The sequence below is a fragment of the Photobacterium rosenbergii genome (assembly GCF_033022775.1).
GTDB lineage: Bacteria > Pseudomonadota > Gammaproteobacteria > Enterobacterales > Vibrionaceae > Photobacterium > Photobacterium rosenbergii_A.
This window is the reverse complement of record NZ_JAWJZI010000009.1, coordinates 65,313-81,420: the sequence shown is the minus strand read 5'-3', so window position 1 is coordinate 81,420 and position 16,108 is coordinate 65,313. Positions and strand designations below refer to the sequence as shown.

The window sequence follows — 16,108 nt, the reverse complement described above, 5'->3', positions numbered from 1 at the left end:
AGTAGTATGCAGAGATGCAAACCAATAATTATAACAAATTTCTTAATTGATGACTACTTACTAGCCGGGACGGTTGAGTATCAGCAACTGCAATTCCCGCTTCTCTTCGACTGATAAGCCGACGGTTCTCGATTTAGCCTGCAACTTTTCGATTTGTTGTTTAACGCACTGGTCAATGACTTTGTCCATTGCGTCAAGAAAAACATCTAGAGTGTTGTCCTCTTCTTTGGCAAGAGGCAGTTCCCAGGCTGCCAGACGTGCCAGCATCCCTTCACTTTTGCTTCCGCGCCAACCCTCTAGGAGTTGTCCAGTTTTAATATTGGGGTTGGCCCGACACTTTTCAACTATCGTTATCAATAAATTTAGCCCAGCGACATCAATCCCTTCAAATGCAGCCATATCAAATTCTAGGCTATTTACAAAATCCGGGTTCTGGATCAGCAAGGCGATAACTTCACGCATCGGGGTACGTTTGATTTCCGGCTGGCCGGCCTTCTTCGGTGTATCGGCCCCTTGTTTAGAGATTAGTTGCTGTAGCTGCTCTTCGTTGGGTAATCCCAGTTTTCTGCCAAGCATCTCACGCAAATAAAGGCGCAGGGTGCCGCCGGGTACCTTGTCGATCAGCGGTACGGCAAGGGTGCTGAGCTTGGCCTTGCCCTCGTTGCTGCTGGTATCCACCTGCTGCAGCAAGGTGCTGAACATGAAGTCCGACAGGGTCATGGCCTGGTCAACTTGCTGCTCGAACCCTTCCTGGCCGTACTGGCGGATATAGGTATCGGGATCCTCGCCGTCTGGCAAGAACATAAATTTGAGCTGGCGGCCGTCGTTGAGGTACGGCAGGGCTTGCTCCATCGCGCGCCACGCTGCGTCACGGCCGGCACGGTCACCATCGTAGCAACATACCACGGTGCCGGTCTGGCGGAACATCATTTGGATATGGTCACCGGTGGTTGAGGTACCCAGCGAGGCCACGGCATAGTCGACCCCGAACTGAGCCAGGGCAACGACATCCATATAGCCTTCGACCACCAATAGCTTTTCCGGCTCGCGATGAGCTTGCAGTACTTCGTACAAGCCGTAAAGCTCACGCCCTTTGTGGAAGATCGGGGTTTCCGGTGAGTTGAGGTACTTCGGGGTACCATCACCAAGGACTCGGCCACCAAAGCCGATCACCCGGCCGCGGCGGTCGTGGATAGGGAACATCACCCTGCCACGGAAGCGGTCGTAGCGCCTGCCGTTGTCATTTTCGATCAGCATACCGGCGCTAACCAGCGCCTGTTGGGCCTGCATATCGCGGCCGAAGCGGTTGCGAACCTGATCCCACTGATCCGGGACAAAGCCGATACCAAACTTTTTGACCACTTCACCGGAAAGCCCGCGTCCTTTGAGGTAGTCAATCGCCACCTGGCCTTCCTGGGTGCGCAGCTGGCCTTGGTAGAACTGGGAGATCTGCCCCATCATCTCATAAAGGCCGAGTTTTTCTTTGCTGCGGGCGCCGGATTGGCCACCGCCGCTGCCTTGCTCGCGCGGCACTTCGAGACCTAGCTGTGAAGCAAGTTCTTCGATGGCCTCGACAAACTCCAGGCGGTCGAATTCCATCACGAAATCAAGGACGTTACCGTGGGCGCCACAACCGAAGCAGTGGTAGAACTGCTTTTCCTGGCTGACAGAGAAAGACGGGGTCTTCTCGTTATGGAACGGGCAGCAGGCACCAAAGTTTTTGCCCTGTTTCTTGAGCTTTACCCTGGCATCCACAATATCCACGATGTCATGCCGAGAGATGAGATCATCGATAAATGTACGTGGGATTTTTCCAGCCATAGAGTGGTGATACCTGCTTGCGTTGGAATGGAGTGTCAAATCAAAGTGTTATAGATAAACGATAATAGCACTTTGATTTGGCATCGTTGAATAAAAATTGATGGGGCAATAAATACGAACAAGCCGCGCAGTCCGGTAGCGGATAGCACGGCTTGTTGCAGAAATAGGGTAGGGATTAACCTAGCTTGGCTTTCACCAGCTGGCTAACTTTACCCATATCGGCACGACCCTGAACCTGTGGTTTCAACACGCCCATCAGTTTGCCCATGTCTTGCATGCTGGCAGCGCCGGTCGCAGCAATAGCCTCGTCCAGCAGAGCGGCGACTTCGTCGTCGGTCAGCGGCTGTGGCATGAACTCTTCCAGAACTGTGATCTCAGCAAGCTCTGCATCAGCAAGATCCTGACGGCCTGCTGCTTCGAATTGAGCAACAGAGTCACGGCGTTGTTTTACCATTTTGGTCAGTACTGCCAGCACGTCGTCTTCGGAAAGAGTGATCTTTTCATCAACTTCACGCTGTTTAATGGCAGCCATTACCAAGCGAATTGTGCCAAGACGAGGTTTGTCTTTGGCTTTCATCGCTGCTTTTTGTTCGTCTTTAAGACGTTCAATCAGGGTCATAACACGTTCCTTCTGTTAATCAGCAGATTAGTACAGACGAACGCGACGCGCGTTTTCGCGAGCCAATTTCTTCAGGTGACGCTTAACTGCCGCTGCTTTCGCACGCTTACGTACAGTAGTAGGCTTTTCGAAGTGCTCACGACGACGTACTTCAGAAAGGATACCTGCTTTTTCGCAAGAGCGCTTGAAACGACGTAGTGCTACGTCAAACGGTTCGTTTTCACGTACTTTGATTACTGGCATGTAATACTCACCTCAGAGTGATTCGGTTAATGCTGACGTTCAATAAAGTGTCAGCTGATTAAAAATGGTGCGAAATTCTAATCTGATCTGGGGGCATTTGTAAAGCATTCTGCAACCCCGAACTGGTTAATTTCTGTCAAGGGCGGTAGTATGGCCCCCAATTACCATAAGTATAGAGGTTGTTATGCGTATACTGGGCATCGAAACCTCCTGTGACGAAACAGGTGTGGCTATTTTCGATGATGAAAAAGGCCTATTGGCACACGAACTTTACAGCCAGGTAAAACTGCACGCCGATTACGGTGGCGTCGTGCCGGAGCTGGCCTCGCGTGACCATGTAAAGAAGACGATTCCGCTCATCAAGGAAGCGCTTAACAATGCCGGCTTGACGCCTGCAGATTTGGACGGAGTGGCATACACCGCAGGCCCTGGGCTTGTTGGCGCACTGCTTGTCGGGGCGACCATTGGCCGCAGCCTGGCGTATGCCTGGGACCTGCCAGCCGTCGCGGTACACCATATGGAAGGCCACTTGTTGGCACCGATGCTGGAAGATAACCCGCCTCAGTTCCCGTTTGTGGCGCTGCTGGTGTCTGGCGGTCACACCATGATGGTGGAAGTGAAGGGCATTGGCGAATACCAAATTCTGGGCGAGTCGATTGACGATGCGGCCGGTGAAGCGTTTGATAAAACCGCCAAGTTGATGGGACTGGACTATCCGGGAGGCCCACTGCTGTCGCGTTTGGCCGAAAAAGGCACGGCAGGGCGCTTTACCTTCCCGCGCCCGATGACTGACCGTCCGGGGCTGGATTTCAGTTTTTCTGGCCTGAAGACGTTTGCGGCCAATACTATCCGCGCCAACGATGATGACGAGCAGACCCGTGCCGACATCGCTTATGCGTTCCAGGAAGCGGTTGTTGATACGCTAGCGATAAAATGTAAGCGTGCCCTGAAGCAAACAGGCTTCAAGCGCTTGGTGATTGCCGGTGGTGTGAGTGCAAACAAGCACTTGCGTGAGCAGCTGGAAACCATGATGGCGAAAATGGGCGGAGAAGTATTCTACCCGCGCACCGAGTTCTGCACCGATAACGGTGCCATGATTGCGTTTGCCGGTATGCAGCGACTGAAGAACCAAGAAACGATGGATTTGGGTGTGAAAGCCTATCCGCGCTGGCCTATCGATCAGCTCAAGCCGATCAAAGGCGAATAAAGACGTCTGCCTAGCAACGAATGGGCAGTAAATCGATGGACTTAGTAAAGAAGCAACCCCGTGGCAGGCTGACAATCAGTCTTGCGGCGGGGTTGTTTTGTTTCTGCGCTGGAATTTGTTCCAGATTTTGCTCTCTTCCCCCTCGAGCAGACGGCGGACATTGTCGTGATGACGGAACACGATAAGGCATGACAGCATGGCGACCGGCATGGTGTATTCCGGTTTGACCCACCAGGTAAATAGCGGTGCAGCCAGAGCGGTGACCATGGAGCCTAGCGAAGAATAGCCGGTAACTAATACAGTAAGTAACCAAGTGCTGATCAGCAAGCCGCTGAGATCCCAGCCTATGGGAGCCAGTGCGCCCAACGCGGTAGCGACGCCTTTACCGCCCCGGAAATGGAAGAATATCGGGTAGATATGGCCAAGGCAGGCGGCAATGCCGATGAAACCCAGCATGAACGGGTTGATGCCGATGAAGTAGCTCAGCCAGACCGGCAGCATGCCCTTGAGGATATCGCACACCAGTACACTGGCAGCAGCTCCACGGCCGCCGAGACGCAAGACATTGGTGGCCCCGGGGTTGCCCGAGCCGTTTTCTCGCGGATCCGGCAGGCTGTACAAGCGGCAGATCAAGACGGCACTGGATATTGAACCCAGCAGGTAGGCACCGATGATGATCATGAGTACAAGTGGTGTCATGCAAGATCCTGTAGCTAGTGGCAATGAGCCGCCGATTTAATCTATCGTCAGCCATGATGCATGGGCCGGCATATGGTATAGTGCTCACCCGAAGCCTCATAGGCAATACGATGATCATATAAATCAAGATCATAGTATATAGACGATTACGACCTGATAATACGCGTTTTTGCTCAAATTAGGTATCCGACCTCTAACATTATTAGCGATTGAACATGGATTCAGTATTTATCGAACATCTTGAAGTCATCGCCACCATCGGTGTGTATGACTGGGAACAGGAAATTAAGCAAAAATTGGTGCTTGATTTGGAAATGGCTCACGATAATCGTCCTGCTGCACAAAGCGATGATGTCGTTTATGCCCTGGATTATGCGGCGGTGAGTGATGCGGTGACACAGCATATTCAAACTGGCCGTTTCCTGTTGGTGGAGCGTGTCGCTGAGGAAATCGCTAACCTGATCATGGCCCAGTTCTCGGTACCTTGGATCAAGGTACGGGTGACCAAGCCGGGTGCGGTTGCCAATGCCCGTGGTGTCGGGGTGGTGATCGAGCGGGGAAGCAAGTGACCACTGTCTATATCAGCCTTGGCTCCAACATAGACCGCGAGCGCTATTTGCAGGCGGGTTTGGTAGGGTTGAGTCAGTTGGGTGCAGGGATGCAGGTTTCGACCATCTATGAAGCCGAGCCGGTGGGCTTTAGCGGACCGAACTTCTATAACTGTGTCGCTGTCATCGAAACGTCTTTGTCTTTGGATACACTCTTGGATGCGCTGAAGCAGTTAGAGTTGCAACATGGCCGCTCGTCCGATGCGGCCAAAAATCAAAGTCGCACCTTGGATCTGGACATCCTCCTTTATGGGGATACCGTGCAGAGCACCTATCCCGTTTTGCCGCGTAGCGATATTTATAAGTTTGCCTTCGTGTTGCAGCCTTTGATGGAGCTGTGCCCTGAACGGGTGATCCCGGGAGATGGCCGCACGGTGACTGAACTTTGGCATGATTCTCGTTTTGAACAGGCGCTTTGGCCCGTTGAATATCATTTTGTCGTTTAGGGATAGTTATGAGTTACTTTGAAGCCTTTATGCTGGCTCTGATCCAGGGTCTAACTGAGTTTTTGCCGATTTCGAGCTCTGCCCATTTGATTTTGCCATCGGCTATTTTGGGCTGGGATGATCAGGGGTTGGCGTTTGATGTGGCGGTGCATGTGGGTACCTTGGCTGCCGTTATCTGGTACTTCCGCAAGGAAGTGGTGGCCCTGCTGTCAGCGTGGATCAGCTCTATTTTCAAGAAGGAGCATAGCGCTGAGTCCAAGCTAGCCTGGATGATTGTACTGGCTACGATCCCGGCCTGTATCTTCGGCTTGTTTATGAAAGACATTATCGAAATATACTTGCGTTCGGCGTGGGTGATTGCGTGTACGACTATCTGCTTCGGCTTGCTGCTGTGGTGGGTGGATGTGCGCGCGTCGCAAAAAGATGATGAATATCAAGCTGACTGGAAGCGTTCGCTATTTATAGGTCTCGCCCAGGCTGCGGCGATGATCCCGGGTACCTCGCGCTCCGGTGCCACCATGACCGCGGCGCTGTACTTGGGCTTTACCCGTGAAGCCGCAGCGCGTTTCTCGTTCCTGATGTCGATCCCGATCATTCTGCTTGCCGGTGGTTACCTGAGTATGAAGATGGTAGTGAGCGGCGCACCAATCCAGCTTGATGCTTTGCTGATTGGTATTGTGATCTCCTTTGTCAGTGCGTATGCCTGTATCCACGCCTTCCTTAAGCTGGTTACTCGCTTGGGGATGTTCCCGTTTGTGGTATACCGCTTGCTACTTGGCGCAGGCCTGATGGCGTTTCTGTTGACTCAGTAATAGCGCATCCATATTGAAATGAGACAGAAAGCCCGGCTACTAGTGAGCCGGGCTTTTTATTTGTTCACAAGCAGATAATCAGATAGCCAGATAATCAAATAGTCATGGAACCGTGGCTAGCGTAGATCTACCAGCGCGGCTTTGACAGCCTCCGCACGGCGTAGCGCAAGTTGTTCCTTGATCTCTTTCCCCTTGAAACCGGCTTCGACAATCGGTTTCACCTCAACGGCTTGGGCAGCGGCAAAGGCACCCTCGAAAATATCGGCCTGTGGGTAGGGATCGTTTTCAAATCCGGTGCGGCCTCTTACATCGGCCCGACAGCAGGTGGCCAGTTGGGCGACTCTCTCTGGCTTACGCCAGGCATCGATTTGATCGAAAATATTGATAAAGGTACTAGGGCGCAGCTCGGCGGCAAAATGCAGCTTGGTATGCTGGGCACAGACCATCAGGGCTATATCTCGATACTCGTTCGGCACCCGCAGGCGTTGGCACAAGCCACGAATAGCATCGAGCCCGGTATGGCAGTGCATTTTATGACTCGGTAGTTCTTCTTTGGGGGTAAGGGCTTTGCCAAGATCGTGGATCTGGGCGGCAAAACGGATCGCCTTGGACGTACTGAGGTTTGCCGCTTGTTCGGCAACCAGCAGGGTGTGGATACCACAGTCGATTTCCGGATGCCATTTTTCCGGCTGGGGAACACCGAACAAGGCGTTGATTTCCGGCATGATCACCGCAAGGGCACCGCACTGGCGCAATACCTTGAGAAATACCTCAGGGTTGTCGGACTGTAGGGACTTCTCCCATTCGATCCACACCCGCTCCGGCGTCAGGGCAGAAAGCTCGCCAGCTACCACCATACCCTGCATCAGAGCCATGGTTTCGGCAGCGACGGTAAAGCCAAGATGGGCAAACCGGGCAGCAAAGCGGGCAACGCGCAGTACACGCAAAGGATCTTCGACAAACGCAGGAGAGACATGGCGAAGTTGGCGCAGTTCCAGATCGCGCTGACCCTGGTAGGGGTCTATCAGGCTACCGTCTTCTGCCTGGGCAATGGCATTGATGGTCAGATCCCGGCGCATCAAATCCTGCTCAAGGGTCACATCGGGTGCTGAATAGCAGGTGAACCCGGTATAGCCCTGGCCTGACTTGCGCTCGGTACGGGCGAGGGCGTATTCCTGCTTGGTTTTAGGGTGCAAGAAAACCGGGAAATCGCTGCCGACCTGGCTGTAGCCTTGCTCCAGCATTTGCTCGGGCGTCGTTCCGACAACGACCCAGTCCTTGTCTTTTACTGGCAGTTCAAGCAGGGCATCTCGCACAGCCCCGCCAACTAAATACGTTTGCACTGATTTATCCTTTTTCGTTCTGACTGCAGACTGTTATTGCTCCAGTATACCAAACCTTCCAGGCCGCCACGAATGGCTTGCGGCAGGCCGAGGTTTAGAGGCAAAACCCTTGTCAGGCCTTATCTGAAGGGCTATACATTCATTTAAGGGACAGGTAACGTAGGGGGCTTCCCCTTCCAGGCCGACAATAAGAGATCAAAAGGCATGTACAAGGACTTTTTTGGGATCAGCGAATCACCATTTTCTATTGTGCCCAGCGCACGTTTCCTTTATCTGAGTGAGCGTCACCGTGAAGCATTGACCCACATGTTGTCCAGCCTCAATGGAGGGGGCGGTTTCGGTTTGTTGACCGGCGAAGTGGGTACCGGTAAGACAACAGTTTTGCGCGCGTTAGTATCGCGCCTGCCTCAGGAAACCCAGGTGGCGGTTATTATGAACCCGTCACTATCGACTCGAGAGCTGCTTGCTAGCCTCTGTGATGAGTTGGGAATTGATTATACCGATGAGGCAACCATCAAAACCCTGACCGATGGCATCTATCAGCATTTGTTGGCCAACCATCGGGAAGGACGCCAGACCCTGCTGTTGATCGACGAAGCCCAGCATCTACTGCCGGAAGTGCTCGAGCAGCTGCGACTGTTGACCAATCTAGAAACCGACAGTGTCAAACTACTCAAGGTGGTGCTAGTGGGTCAGCCCGAGCTGCAGCAACTGTTGCAACAGGACAGGTTGCGCCAGCTCGCCCAGCGGATCACTTCTCGCTATCACTTGCTTCCGCTGACTGAAGATGAAGTGCGGGAGTATATCCATTACCGTCTGCAGGCGGTGGACTGTTTGCATGAAGTGTTTGCCCCTGCCCAGACCAAGCAAATCGCCAAGGCCACCGGCGGGATCCCTCGTCTTATCAACCTGGTGTGTGATAAGTCGATGCAGCTGGCCCACCAGCAGTCAACTCATTTGCTAAACAAAGAGCTGGTCGAGCGCGCATGCAGTGATGTCTTGAGCTGGCAACTACCGCAATACACCGCACCCGGTAATACCGATACGCCAGCACCTTCTCGCAAGCCTCTGGCTGTCGCTTTGGCTGCGGGCATTGTTACAGCCGTAGGATTGGGGTATTGGTCGGGTATTTTGTCGCAATCTAACAGTCAGCCTTTGCCGGTGGCGTCTGGTGCTGCCGTGCCATCCTCAGTGGCTGCCTCAGCGCAAGAGCAGATGACAGCAAGTCAGCCTGAAGCTTCTCAGCCGTCACTGACCCAATCTGTCACCAAGGCGGTGCAGATCACCCCTCAACAGGCTGTACCTCAGCAGGTTAGGCCACAGCAACTGTCGCCACAGGCGTTGTGGCAGCAGGTGGTTAGCCAGGCTGGCTCTGAGCGTCTAGCGATGCAGACGCTGTATAAACTCTGGGGGTACAGCACCCAACTCAATCAGGCCAACTGTGAGTCAGGTAGCCGTGTCCAGCTCAGCTGTTTTAACGGAACGGGGTCACTGGAGCAACTGGCATTGATCAACCGCCCAGCGGTTGTTGAGCTCAGTGAGCCGAGTGGAGAAAGCTACTTTGCAACCTTATATGCGATTGGCCAGGACAAGGTTGAGTTGCTGCTGGCTGGGCAGCGTTTTTCTGTCAGTGCCCAATGGTTGGCACAGCGTTGGAATGGCGAATACACCTTGCTGTGGCGACCGCCTCTGGGAGACAAAACCGCGATTCGTTACGGCCAGCAAGGGCCAAGGGTAAAATGGCTCGATCGTCAACTCAGCCAGTTGTTGGGCGTGATGCCGGAGAACCAAGATACCTTTGAGCAGGAGCTGCTCAAGAAACTACGCCGCTTCCAGCGCGCACAAGATTTATCGGTGGATGGGATCGCCGGGCCTCGCACCTTGATGGTGATAGATTCAGCCTTGAATTTACCGGGTCCGACCCTGCAACCGGAGAAAAGCTAATGTCGAAGTTATTATCAGCCCTGGCTCAGTCGGATGCTCAGCGTGTACCAGCAGCATTGCCATCGGGGGCGGCATATCGAACGGGGCCTGCTCCAAAGCAAACTCATCCTTGGCTGCTAACGGGAGCCGGCTTTGCCCTGCCGGTGATCGGGATGCTGGGGTATCTGTTTTTCCAGCAGCAACAAACGGAAATAGCTATAGCGCCTCTGCCTCATATCGCTGATAGCCAAGCCGCTGCTATTGAGGCGGCGGCATCCGTGCAGCCGATGTCGGCACCGACACTTGAGGTTGCAGCGGTAACTGACGCGCTGCAATATCCACAAGGCATTGAGAGACTGGATTACCCGCAGTTTTATACCGAGCCTCTTCCTCATCAAACAGGACAGTCGTATCGGGTCACTTATACCCAGACCTCGTCAACGCCCGTTCAAGCGGGCAGTGAGCCAAGTGGCTGGGACAGCGCGCCAATGCCGTTGTCTACCTCGGTGGATCAGTCTTTCGGTCGACCAGCAAGTAATTCCGCTGACGATAGCTGGGATTTGGAAGCCCTGGATTACTCCGAGTTGTCGCCACAGTTGGCGAGCCAACTGAAGGCCGCGATTGCCGCCACTGGTGATGGGGAAACACTGCCGCAATTGCTGCAGGAAGAGCGCTTGCCGCCAATGCCAGAGCCGCAAGCGCCAATGAGCGCGGTATCCATCGGCGATCTGCCAGCATCGGTTCAGGATCGTATTCCTTCGTTGAATTTTCAGACCCACATTTATTCTTCGGCTGCCAACAGCCGCTGGGTGAAGGTCAATGGCAGCGAGGCGTATGAAGGGGATGAGATCGCCCCGGGCGTGACATTGCGGCGTATTGAACCCCGTGCCGTTGTCTTTGATTTCGAGTCTTACCTGATCTCGATGCCAGCCCTGTCGGAATGGTAAACAGGCAATAGCACTCAATATTGGATAATAAAAAAGGCAGCTTAGCTGCCTTTTTTGATTCTGCTCTGTTGCTGTCATCTCTGTTTGGGAGATTATGCCCAGCCGTTGTTGCGCTTGCGGCGACGCGGGATAAGGTGAGGCAGGATCAGGCCGAATAGCAGACCACCGCCGGCAACCATACCGCCGTATGTGAACCAGCGCATCAGCAGGTCATCTTTCTGGGTGTCCAGGCGGGCACGTAGCTCGCGGATCTCAGCCTGCGAGGTCATTAGCTGCTCGTTAAGCTGGCCGTTCTGGGTTTCCAGATCGGAAATTTGTTCGTTGCGCAGCTTCAGTGAGTTTTGCAGGCTAGCCGTTTTCTCATCGCCAGACTCCAGTGCTTCTTCTAGCTGAGACTTCACTTCAGTCAGCTCTTTTTCCAGCGCCGGAAAACGCACTTTCAGGCCAACCTGGGTCGAAACGAAATCAGAGTTAACCCAGCCGGTACGGCCGCGGTTATCGCGGATTTTACTAAAGCCAGTGCTGCTGTTGGTTTCCAGCAGATCGACTTTGGTACCAGCATTCACGCTACCCATGATACGGTATTGCGTACTTGGGCCGTTGTGCATGTAGGTAAATAGGTTGTCGGAGATATACCGGGTTTGTTGGGCCTGCGCAGGCATGGTCACCATGGCACAAGCGAGTAATAGTAAGCTGATTAGCTGCTTCACAATTTGATTCCTTGGGGGAGAGCCTGTTTTTTCTCTAAGAGAGGAAGTCTAAGAATTTTGTGCGTTGGGTGCAAGAAAAGAGGGAGGCATAGCCTCCCTCTTTTGATCTTGAGCCCGCTTTGACGGTGTTTAACCAAACACCGCTTGCATTACATAGAAGAAAATGACTGCAAGCAGGGCGCCAGCTGGGAGTGTGACAACCCAAGAGGCAACAATGTTACGTACCACGCCAAGGTTCAGAGCTGCGATACCACGGGCAAAACCAACACCCAATACCGCACCAACCAATGTCTGTGTGGTTGAAATAGGAAGGCCTGTACCCGATGCCAAAACAACGGTAGAGGCCGTCGCTAGCTGGGCAGCGAAGCCACGGCTTGGCGTTAGCTCGGTAATACCGGTACCAACGGTAGCCATTACCTTGTGACCCATTGTTGCTAGGCCGACAACGATACCAAATCCACCTAGAGGTAGAATCCACCAAGCGATTTGGCTCTTGGCTGTGATCTCACCCATATGCTCAACCGTCGATACAACAGCAGATAGAGGACCGATAGCATTGGCTACGTCGTTAGAGCCGTGGGCAAAAGCCATCGCACAAGCTGTAACTACCATAAGTAGGCTGAAAATACGCTCAACACCGGCATATCCGTTGCTATCAACGGCCGAACCGTCATCTGTGTACTTACGATTAATATAAATGTAACCAAACACCATTACAATGAGGGACACAGCAACAGAAGCTAGCCATGCTTCACCGCTCGTAAGGTGAAGACCTACGTGTTTCAGGCCCTTTTTGATGGTAACCAGAGCGATTACGATCGTGGTGATGAACATGTAGACAGGTACAAAGCGCTTTGCATTGGCTACTGGGTTATCGGTATCGAAGATCAGGCGCTGGGCGCTAATGAAAATAGCGTAAGCAAACAGCCCCGAGATCAATGGTGTAATAAGCCAGCTTCCGACGATGCCCTGTACAGAGCTCCAGTCAACAGCGTCAGTACCTGCTGAAACACAGGCAAAACCGATGATGGCACCGATGATGGAGTGGGTGGTAGATACCGGCCAGCCCATATAGGACGCAACCAGTAGCCAGGTACCCGCAGCCAGCAGGGCCGACATCATGCCGTACACCAATACTTCCGGATTGGCAGCATAAAGAGAGGTTTCGATAACCCCTTTACGGATGGTATCTGTTACTTCACCACCTGCTAGGTAAGCACCCGCAAACTCGAAGATCATCGCAATGATGATTGCTTGTTTAACGGTCAGTGCTTTAGAACCGACCGAGGTACCCATGGCGTTGGCAACGTCGTTCGCACCAATACCAATAGCCATCAATAGACCAAAAAAAGCCGCCACCAAAATGATAATGGTGCCGTAGTTAGCCAGGATTTCCATTGTAAAACCTTGTTTTTGTTACACTCTTTCGCTTATGAGCGCGATAGCATGATTTCAAGACGCGAGCCGACACGCTGTGCCTGGTCAGCGATAGCGCCAACCCACTCGAGGATCTTGTAAAGGAACATGATATCCACCGGACTGTGTTGGTCTTCGATGGACATGAGCTGTTGGCGAAGTTTGATCTGCATGCTGTCGGTATCGTCTTCGATAACGTCAAGCTGGTTGATCATCTCTGCCACAAGCGTCACTTCTCTGCCTTTAAAGCCTGTTTCAAGAAGCTCGTCCAGTTCGTTGATGACGCGATTCGCCTGGTTGGCGGCATCAAGACAACGTTGAACGTAGGCAATAAAGTCAGGATACATTTCGGAAGGAATTTGGAGCTGGCGACCCAAGACGCGGCCCGCAATGTCTTTCGACAGGTTGGCAAGCTTATCTTGCTGGGTCAGTAGACCAAGCATGTCAGTACGATCGACTGGCATGAAAAGGCCACGAGGAAGCTTCAGGCGAATTTCACGCTTGAGCACATCCGCATCTTTTTCAAGCTGGGAGATCTGCTCGCGCAGGACAGCCGCCTGATCCCAATCACCCGCCTTACAGGCTTCGAAGAATGGGACAAGCAATTCGCAACATTCATTTACGCGAGTAACGTGACGTTGCAGTGGTTTGATCGGGGACTTAGCAAATAGCCCCATAATAGTATTTACTGGCATAGCCGAATAACCTAGAAAGTGCCTTAAATGGCTAATTCTTGAGCGATGGTCATTAAGGCGCGCATGGTAACGCATAAGTAAGTATAGGGGAACTAATTTCGATCAAGGTTTTGTTTATATTTCAGACTTGCCCCGGAGTGCAATTGCCAATATCCTTGGTTTGCCACTGTTTATAGGTAGAACTATGGAAACTGAGATAGAACTGAAGTTTTTCGTCTCACCAGAATTTTCGAGCCAGTTACTGAAAAAAATCGCTGAAGCGAAAGTTCTGCAGCAAAGTCGTCGCGAGTTAGGCAATGTCTACTTCGACACCCCAGACCAAATTCTTCGCCAGCACGATATCGGCCTTCGGGTCCGTCGTTTTGATGATGTATTTGTCCAAACATTGAAGACCGCCGGTCGCGTGGTCGCCGGACTGCACCAGCGTCCGGAATACAATGCCGAAACCAACAGCACCGATCCTGATCTTGCCCTGCATCCTGCTGATGCCTGGCCGGAAGGTTTCGATGTCGAGCGCACCCAGCAGCAACTCGCCCCGCTTTTCTCCACGGATTTTGTCCGCCAGCAATGGTTGGTCGCGATGCCCGATGGCAGTCAGGTCGAACTGGCCTTTGACCAAGGGGAAGTGAGTGCCAACGGTGAAACGACACCGATCTGCGAGGTCGAGCTAGAGCTGAAGTCAGGCCAAACGGATGCCTTGTTTACTCTGGCCCGTGAATTGTGCGCCGACGGTGGTATGCGCCTGGGTAACCTGAGCAAAGCTGCACGGGGTTATCGCTTGGCGGCAGGCTATCAGGGTGATGAAGTGACCCAGCTTGCACCGGTCAAACTTGACGGTAGTGAGTCGGTCGAAGCCGTGTTTGTCAAAACCCTTGAGCATGCTCTGGGCCATTGGCATTACCATGAGCAAATCTTTGCTGAACGCCAAGAGCCCAAGGCTCTGGTCCAAATCCAGCAGGCGCTTGGCTTGACCCGTCAAACCCTGGTCACTTTCGGTGGTATGATCCCGCGTCGGGCCAGCGCCCTATTGCGCCAGGAGCTGCAGTGGCTAGAAGGTGAGCTGGACTGGCTGGGTGATGCGGCAGGCTTGGAGTATTTGCTGGCCGAAAAAGGTCACGTACTGAAAAAGCTCAATGCGCGCAAACAACTCGTGAAGCAACTTGAAGTGGTTCAATCGGATCTGCCTGACGATAACGAAATGTTACTTCTGCTCAGCTCGGCACGTTACTGTGGTCTGCTGCTCAACTTGAGCCGCTGGATCCTGAGCCGAGGTTGGCAGCCGTTTCTCGATGACAAGTCCCGGGCACGTTTGGCCGAACCGGTTAAAGGCTTTGCCGATAATATGCTGGGACGTTCGTGGCAGGAATTGCTTGATGTCTTTCCGGCCGAGCGCCAGCTCAATCGCGTCGATTATCTCGACCAGCAACCGCGCTTGCTTCGCAACCTGATGAGCGGTTTGAGCTTTGCTTCATTATACGAAGAAGAAAAGCGCATGGCATTTCGCATGCCGTGGCTGGACTTGTTGCAGGGGATTGAGGATCTTCGCCACCTTGAGCCTGTCCGCCAATTGTTGGATGAACAGGACGACGAGGATCGCAGCCAGATTGAAAAATGGCTCCAGCGCAAGGAGGAGTCGTTGATCCATGCGATGGATCAGACTCGTCAGATGGGTATCGAGCTTCTTCCATACTGGCCATAAAATAATGGCTATGCCTTGAAAGCACCCGGCTCAGGCCGGGTGTTTTGTTATTTAGCCAAGAGGCTTGGGTATCGCCTACTTGGTTTCTCGGTTTTTCTCTTCCAGTTTTCTTTCAATGGCTTCGAGGCGATCCATCAATCGCTGCTGGTTGGCCAGCATCGCCTGCCATTCCTTTTCATGGCGGGCATCGTTTTGCTTTTTCTTATGCTCCGGATCGGAAATGATCGAGCTGACCAAGCCGGCAACCATACCGAACAAGCCGACGCCGCAGACAATGATCACCGCTGCCAGCATTTTGCCAAACTCCGTCACCGGGTAGTGGTCACCGTAGCCGACGGTCGAAATCGTTACGAACACCCACCACAGGGCATCGCTGGCATCCTTGATGTTGGACTCGGGGACATTGCCCTCCAATATTAGCATCAGGGCTGAGCCAACCGAGACCAAGACGGTCAACAACAAGAAGATGCTGGCAACGGTTGCTTCGCGGCGGTTGCTGCGGATCTGGCGGAGGATCTGTTGGCTAGAGCGGATCAGGCGGATCACCCTGAAAATTTGCAGCAGGCGGGCAAAGCGGATCGGTTCGATGATCGGGATACTGGCAATGAAGTCGATCCAGTGGGTTTTGAGGTAGAGGACTTTCTCCCTGCTGCGGAAAAAGTCCGCCAGCAGCTGACACCAGAACACCAGGCAGATAAAGGTATCGATGCCTAACAGCAGCAAATAGCCGCTGCTTTGCTTGGGCAGGAAGATCATGGTTGTCACTATGGTCAGTGATACAAACGACAGTAACAATGACATCAAGCTCATTGGATTGAGTTCATATTTGACGGGGTCGATCTTTTTCATCATTAAATTTTATATGTTTACGGCCGATAGATAGAATGTGAGCTATTGTTTCGGTGCGAAAAATAAATAGA

16 protein-coding genes are annotated in these 16,108 nt (G+C 52.9%); 7 read left to right on the top strand and 9 right to left on the bottom strand.

From position 1 onward, the window contains the following. Window positions 1-60: 60 nt before the first annotated feature. The 3 genes from dnaG to rpsU form a co-directional block, all read right to left on the bottom strand. On the bottom strand, window positions 61-1,821 hold the full coding sequence (gene dnaG / locus R2X38_RS18735; protein WP_317523861.1) for a DNA primase: 1,761 nt from the start codon (window positions 1,819-1,821) through the stop codon (window positions 61-63). A 175-nt stretch (window positions 1,822-1,996) separates the two neighbouring features. After that, a complete protein-coding gene (locus R2X38_RS18730) occupies window positions 1,997-2,440 on the bottom strand; it encodes a GatB/YqeY domain-containing protein (protein WP_317523860.1) in 444 nt (147 codons plus the stop codon). Window positions 2,441-2,467: 27 nt separating this feature from the next. Then, on the bottom strand, window positions 2,468-2,683 hold the full coding sequence (rpsU, locus tag R2X38_RS18725) for a 30S ribosomal protein S21 (RefSeq protein WP_005301411.1): 216 nt from the start codon (window positions 2,681-2,683) through the stop codon (window positions 2,468-2,470). Window positions 2,684-2,867: 184 nt separating this feature from the next. On the opposite strand from rpsU, the gene tsaD reads away from it, so the two are divergent. Beyond that, window positions 2,868-3,890 (top strand): tRNA (adenosine(37)-N6)-threonylcarbamoyltransferase complex transferase subunit TsaD, encoded by a 1,023-nt coding sequence (tsaD, locus tag R2X38_RS18720; protein WP_317523847.1) that lies wholly within the window; start codon window positions 2,868-2,870, stop codon window positions 3,888-3,890. A gap of 75 nt (window positions 3,891-3,965) precedes the next feature. Here tsaD and plsY read toward each other — a convergent pair whose 3' ends face one another. Then, window positions 3,966-4,589 (bottom strand): glycerol-3-phosphate 1-O-acyltransferase PlsY, encoded by a 624-nt coding sequence (plsY, locus tag R2X38_RS18715; RefSeq protein WP_317523846.1) that lies wholly within the window; start codon window positions 4,587-4,589, stop codon window positions 3,966-3,968. A gap of 215 nt (window positions 4,590-4,804) precedes the next feature. Between plsY and folB the strand changes: the two genes are divergently transcribed. From folB to R2X38_RS18700, 3 genes are read left to right on the top strand one after another with little or no spacing between them, the layout of a single operon-like run. Beyond that, on the top strand, window positions 4,805-5,158 hold the full coding sequence (gene folB / locus R2X38_RS18710) for a dihydroneopterin aldolase (RefSeq protein ID WP_317523845.1): 354 nt from the start codon (window positions 4,805-4,807) through the stop codon (window positions 5,156-5,158). Further along, window positions 5,155-5,643: a 2-amino-4-hydroxy-6-hydroxymethyldihydropteridine diphosphokinase gene (gene folK, locus R2X38_RS18705; protein WP_317523844.1), complete on the top strand. Its 489-nt coding sequence runs from the start codon at window positions 5,155-5,157 to the stop codon at window positions 5,641-5,643. Before folB ends, folK begins: the two co-directional genes overlap by 4 nt. Window positions 5,644-5,651: 8 nt before the next feature. Next, window positions 5,652-6,455: an undecaprenyl-diphosphate phosphatase gene (locus tag R2X38_RS18700; RefSeq protein WP_317523843.1), complete on the top strand. Its 804-nt coding sequence runs from the start codon at window positions 5,652-5,654 to the stop codon at window positions 6,453-6,455. A gap of 116 nt (window positions 6,456-6,571) precedes the next feature. Here the strand turns inward: R2X38_RS18700 and R2X38_RS18695 are convergent, their stop codons facing one another. Continuing rightward, complete coding sequence (locus R2X38_RS18695; RefSeq protein ID WP_317523842.1) at window positions 6,572-7,798, bottom strand: multifunctional CCA addition/repair protein; 1,227 nt, start codon at window positions 7,796-7,798, stop codon at window positions 6,572-6,574. 204 nt (window positions 7,799-8,002) lie between these two features. Here R2X38_RS18695 and R2X38_RS18690 point away from each other — a divergent pair, with 204 nt between their 5' ends. After that, the gene (locus R2X38_RS18690) at window positions 8,003-9,742 is read left to right on the top strand and encodes an ExeA family protein (protein WP_317523841.1); all 1,740 of its coding nucleotides are present in this window, start codon (window positions 8,003-8,005) and stop codon (window positions 9,740-9,742) included. Continuing rightward, window positions 9,742-10,668 carry a general secretion pathway protein GspB gene (locus R2X38_RS18685; RefSeq protein ID WP_317523840.1) on the top strand — a complete coding sequence of 309 codons (927 nt, stop codon included), beginning with the start codon at window positions 9,742-9,744 and terminating at the stop codon, window positions 10,666-10,668. The genes R2X38_RS18690 and R2X38_RS18685 overlap by 1 nt, the downstream gene beginning before the upstream one ends. Before the next feature lie 92 nt (window positions 10,669-10,760). Here R2X38_RS18685 and R2X38_RS18680 read toward each other — a convergent pair whose 3' ends face one another. The 3 genes from R2X38_RS18680 to R2X38_RS18670 all read right to left on the bottom strand — a co-directional run bounded on the left by R2X38_RS18680 (window position 10,761) and on the right by R2X38_RS18670 (window position 13,489). Further along, the gene (locus R2X38_RS18680) at window positions 10,761-11,378 is read right to left on the bottom strand and encodes a TIGR04211 family SH3 domain-containing protein (RefSeq protein ID WP_317523839.1); all 618 of its coding nucleotides are present in this window, start codon (window positions 11,376-11,378) and stop codon (window positions 10,761-10,763) included. 129 nt (window positions 11,379-11,507) lie between these two features. Further along, entirely contained in the window at window positions 11,508-12,776 is a 1,269-nt protein-coding gene (locus tag R2X38_RS18675; protein ID WP_317523838.1) for an anion permease, read from the bottom strand. A gap of 32 nt (window positions 12,777-12,808) precedes the next feature. Then, window positions 12,809-13,489: a TIGR00153 family protein gene (locus R2X38_RS18670; protein WP_317523837.1), complete on the bottom strand. Its 681-nt coding sequence runs from the start codon at window positions 13,487-13,489 to the stop codon at window positions 12,809-12,811. 184 nt (window positions 13,490-13,673) lie between these two features. Between R2X38_RS18670 and R2X38_RS18665 the strand changes: the two genes are divergently transcribed. Next, a complete protein-coding gene (locus tag R2X38_RS18665; RefSeq protein WP_317523836.1) occupies window positions 13,674-15,188 on the top strand; it encodes an inorganic triphosphatase in 1,515 nt (504 codons plus the stop codon). A gap of 75 nt (window positions 15,189-15,263) precedes the next feature. Here the strand turns inward: R2X38_RS18665 and R2X38_RS18660 are convergent, their stop codons facing one another. After that, the gene (locus R2X38_RS18660; protein WP_317523835.1) at window positions 15,264-16,037 is read right to left on the bottom strand and encodes a potassium channel family protein; all 774 of its coding nucleotides are present in this window, start codon (window positions 16,035-16,037) and stop codon (window positions 15,264-15,266) included. Window positions 16,038-16,108: the final 71 nt, after the last annotated feature.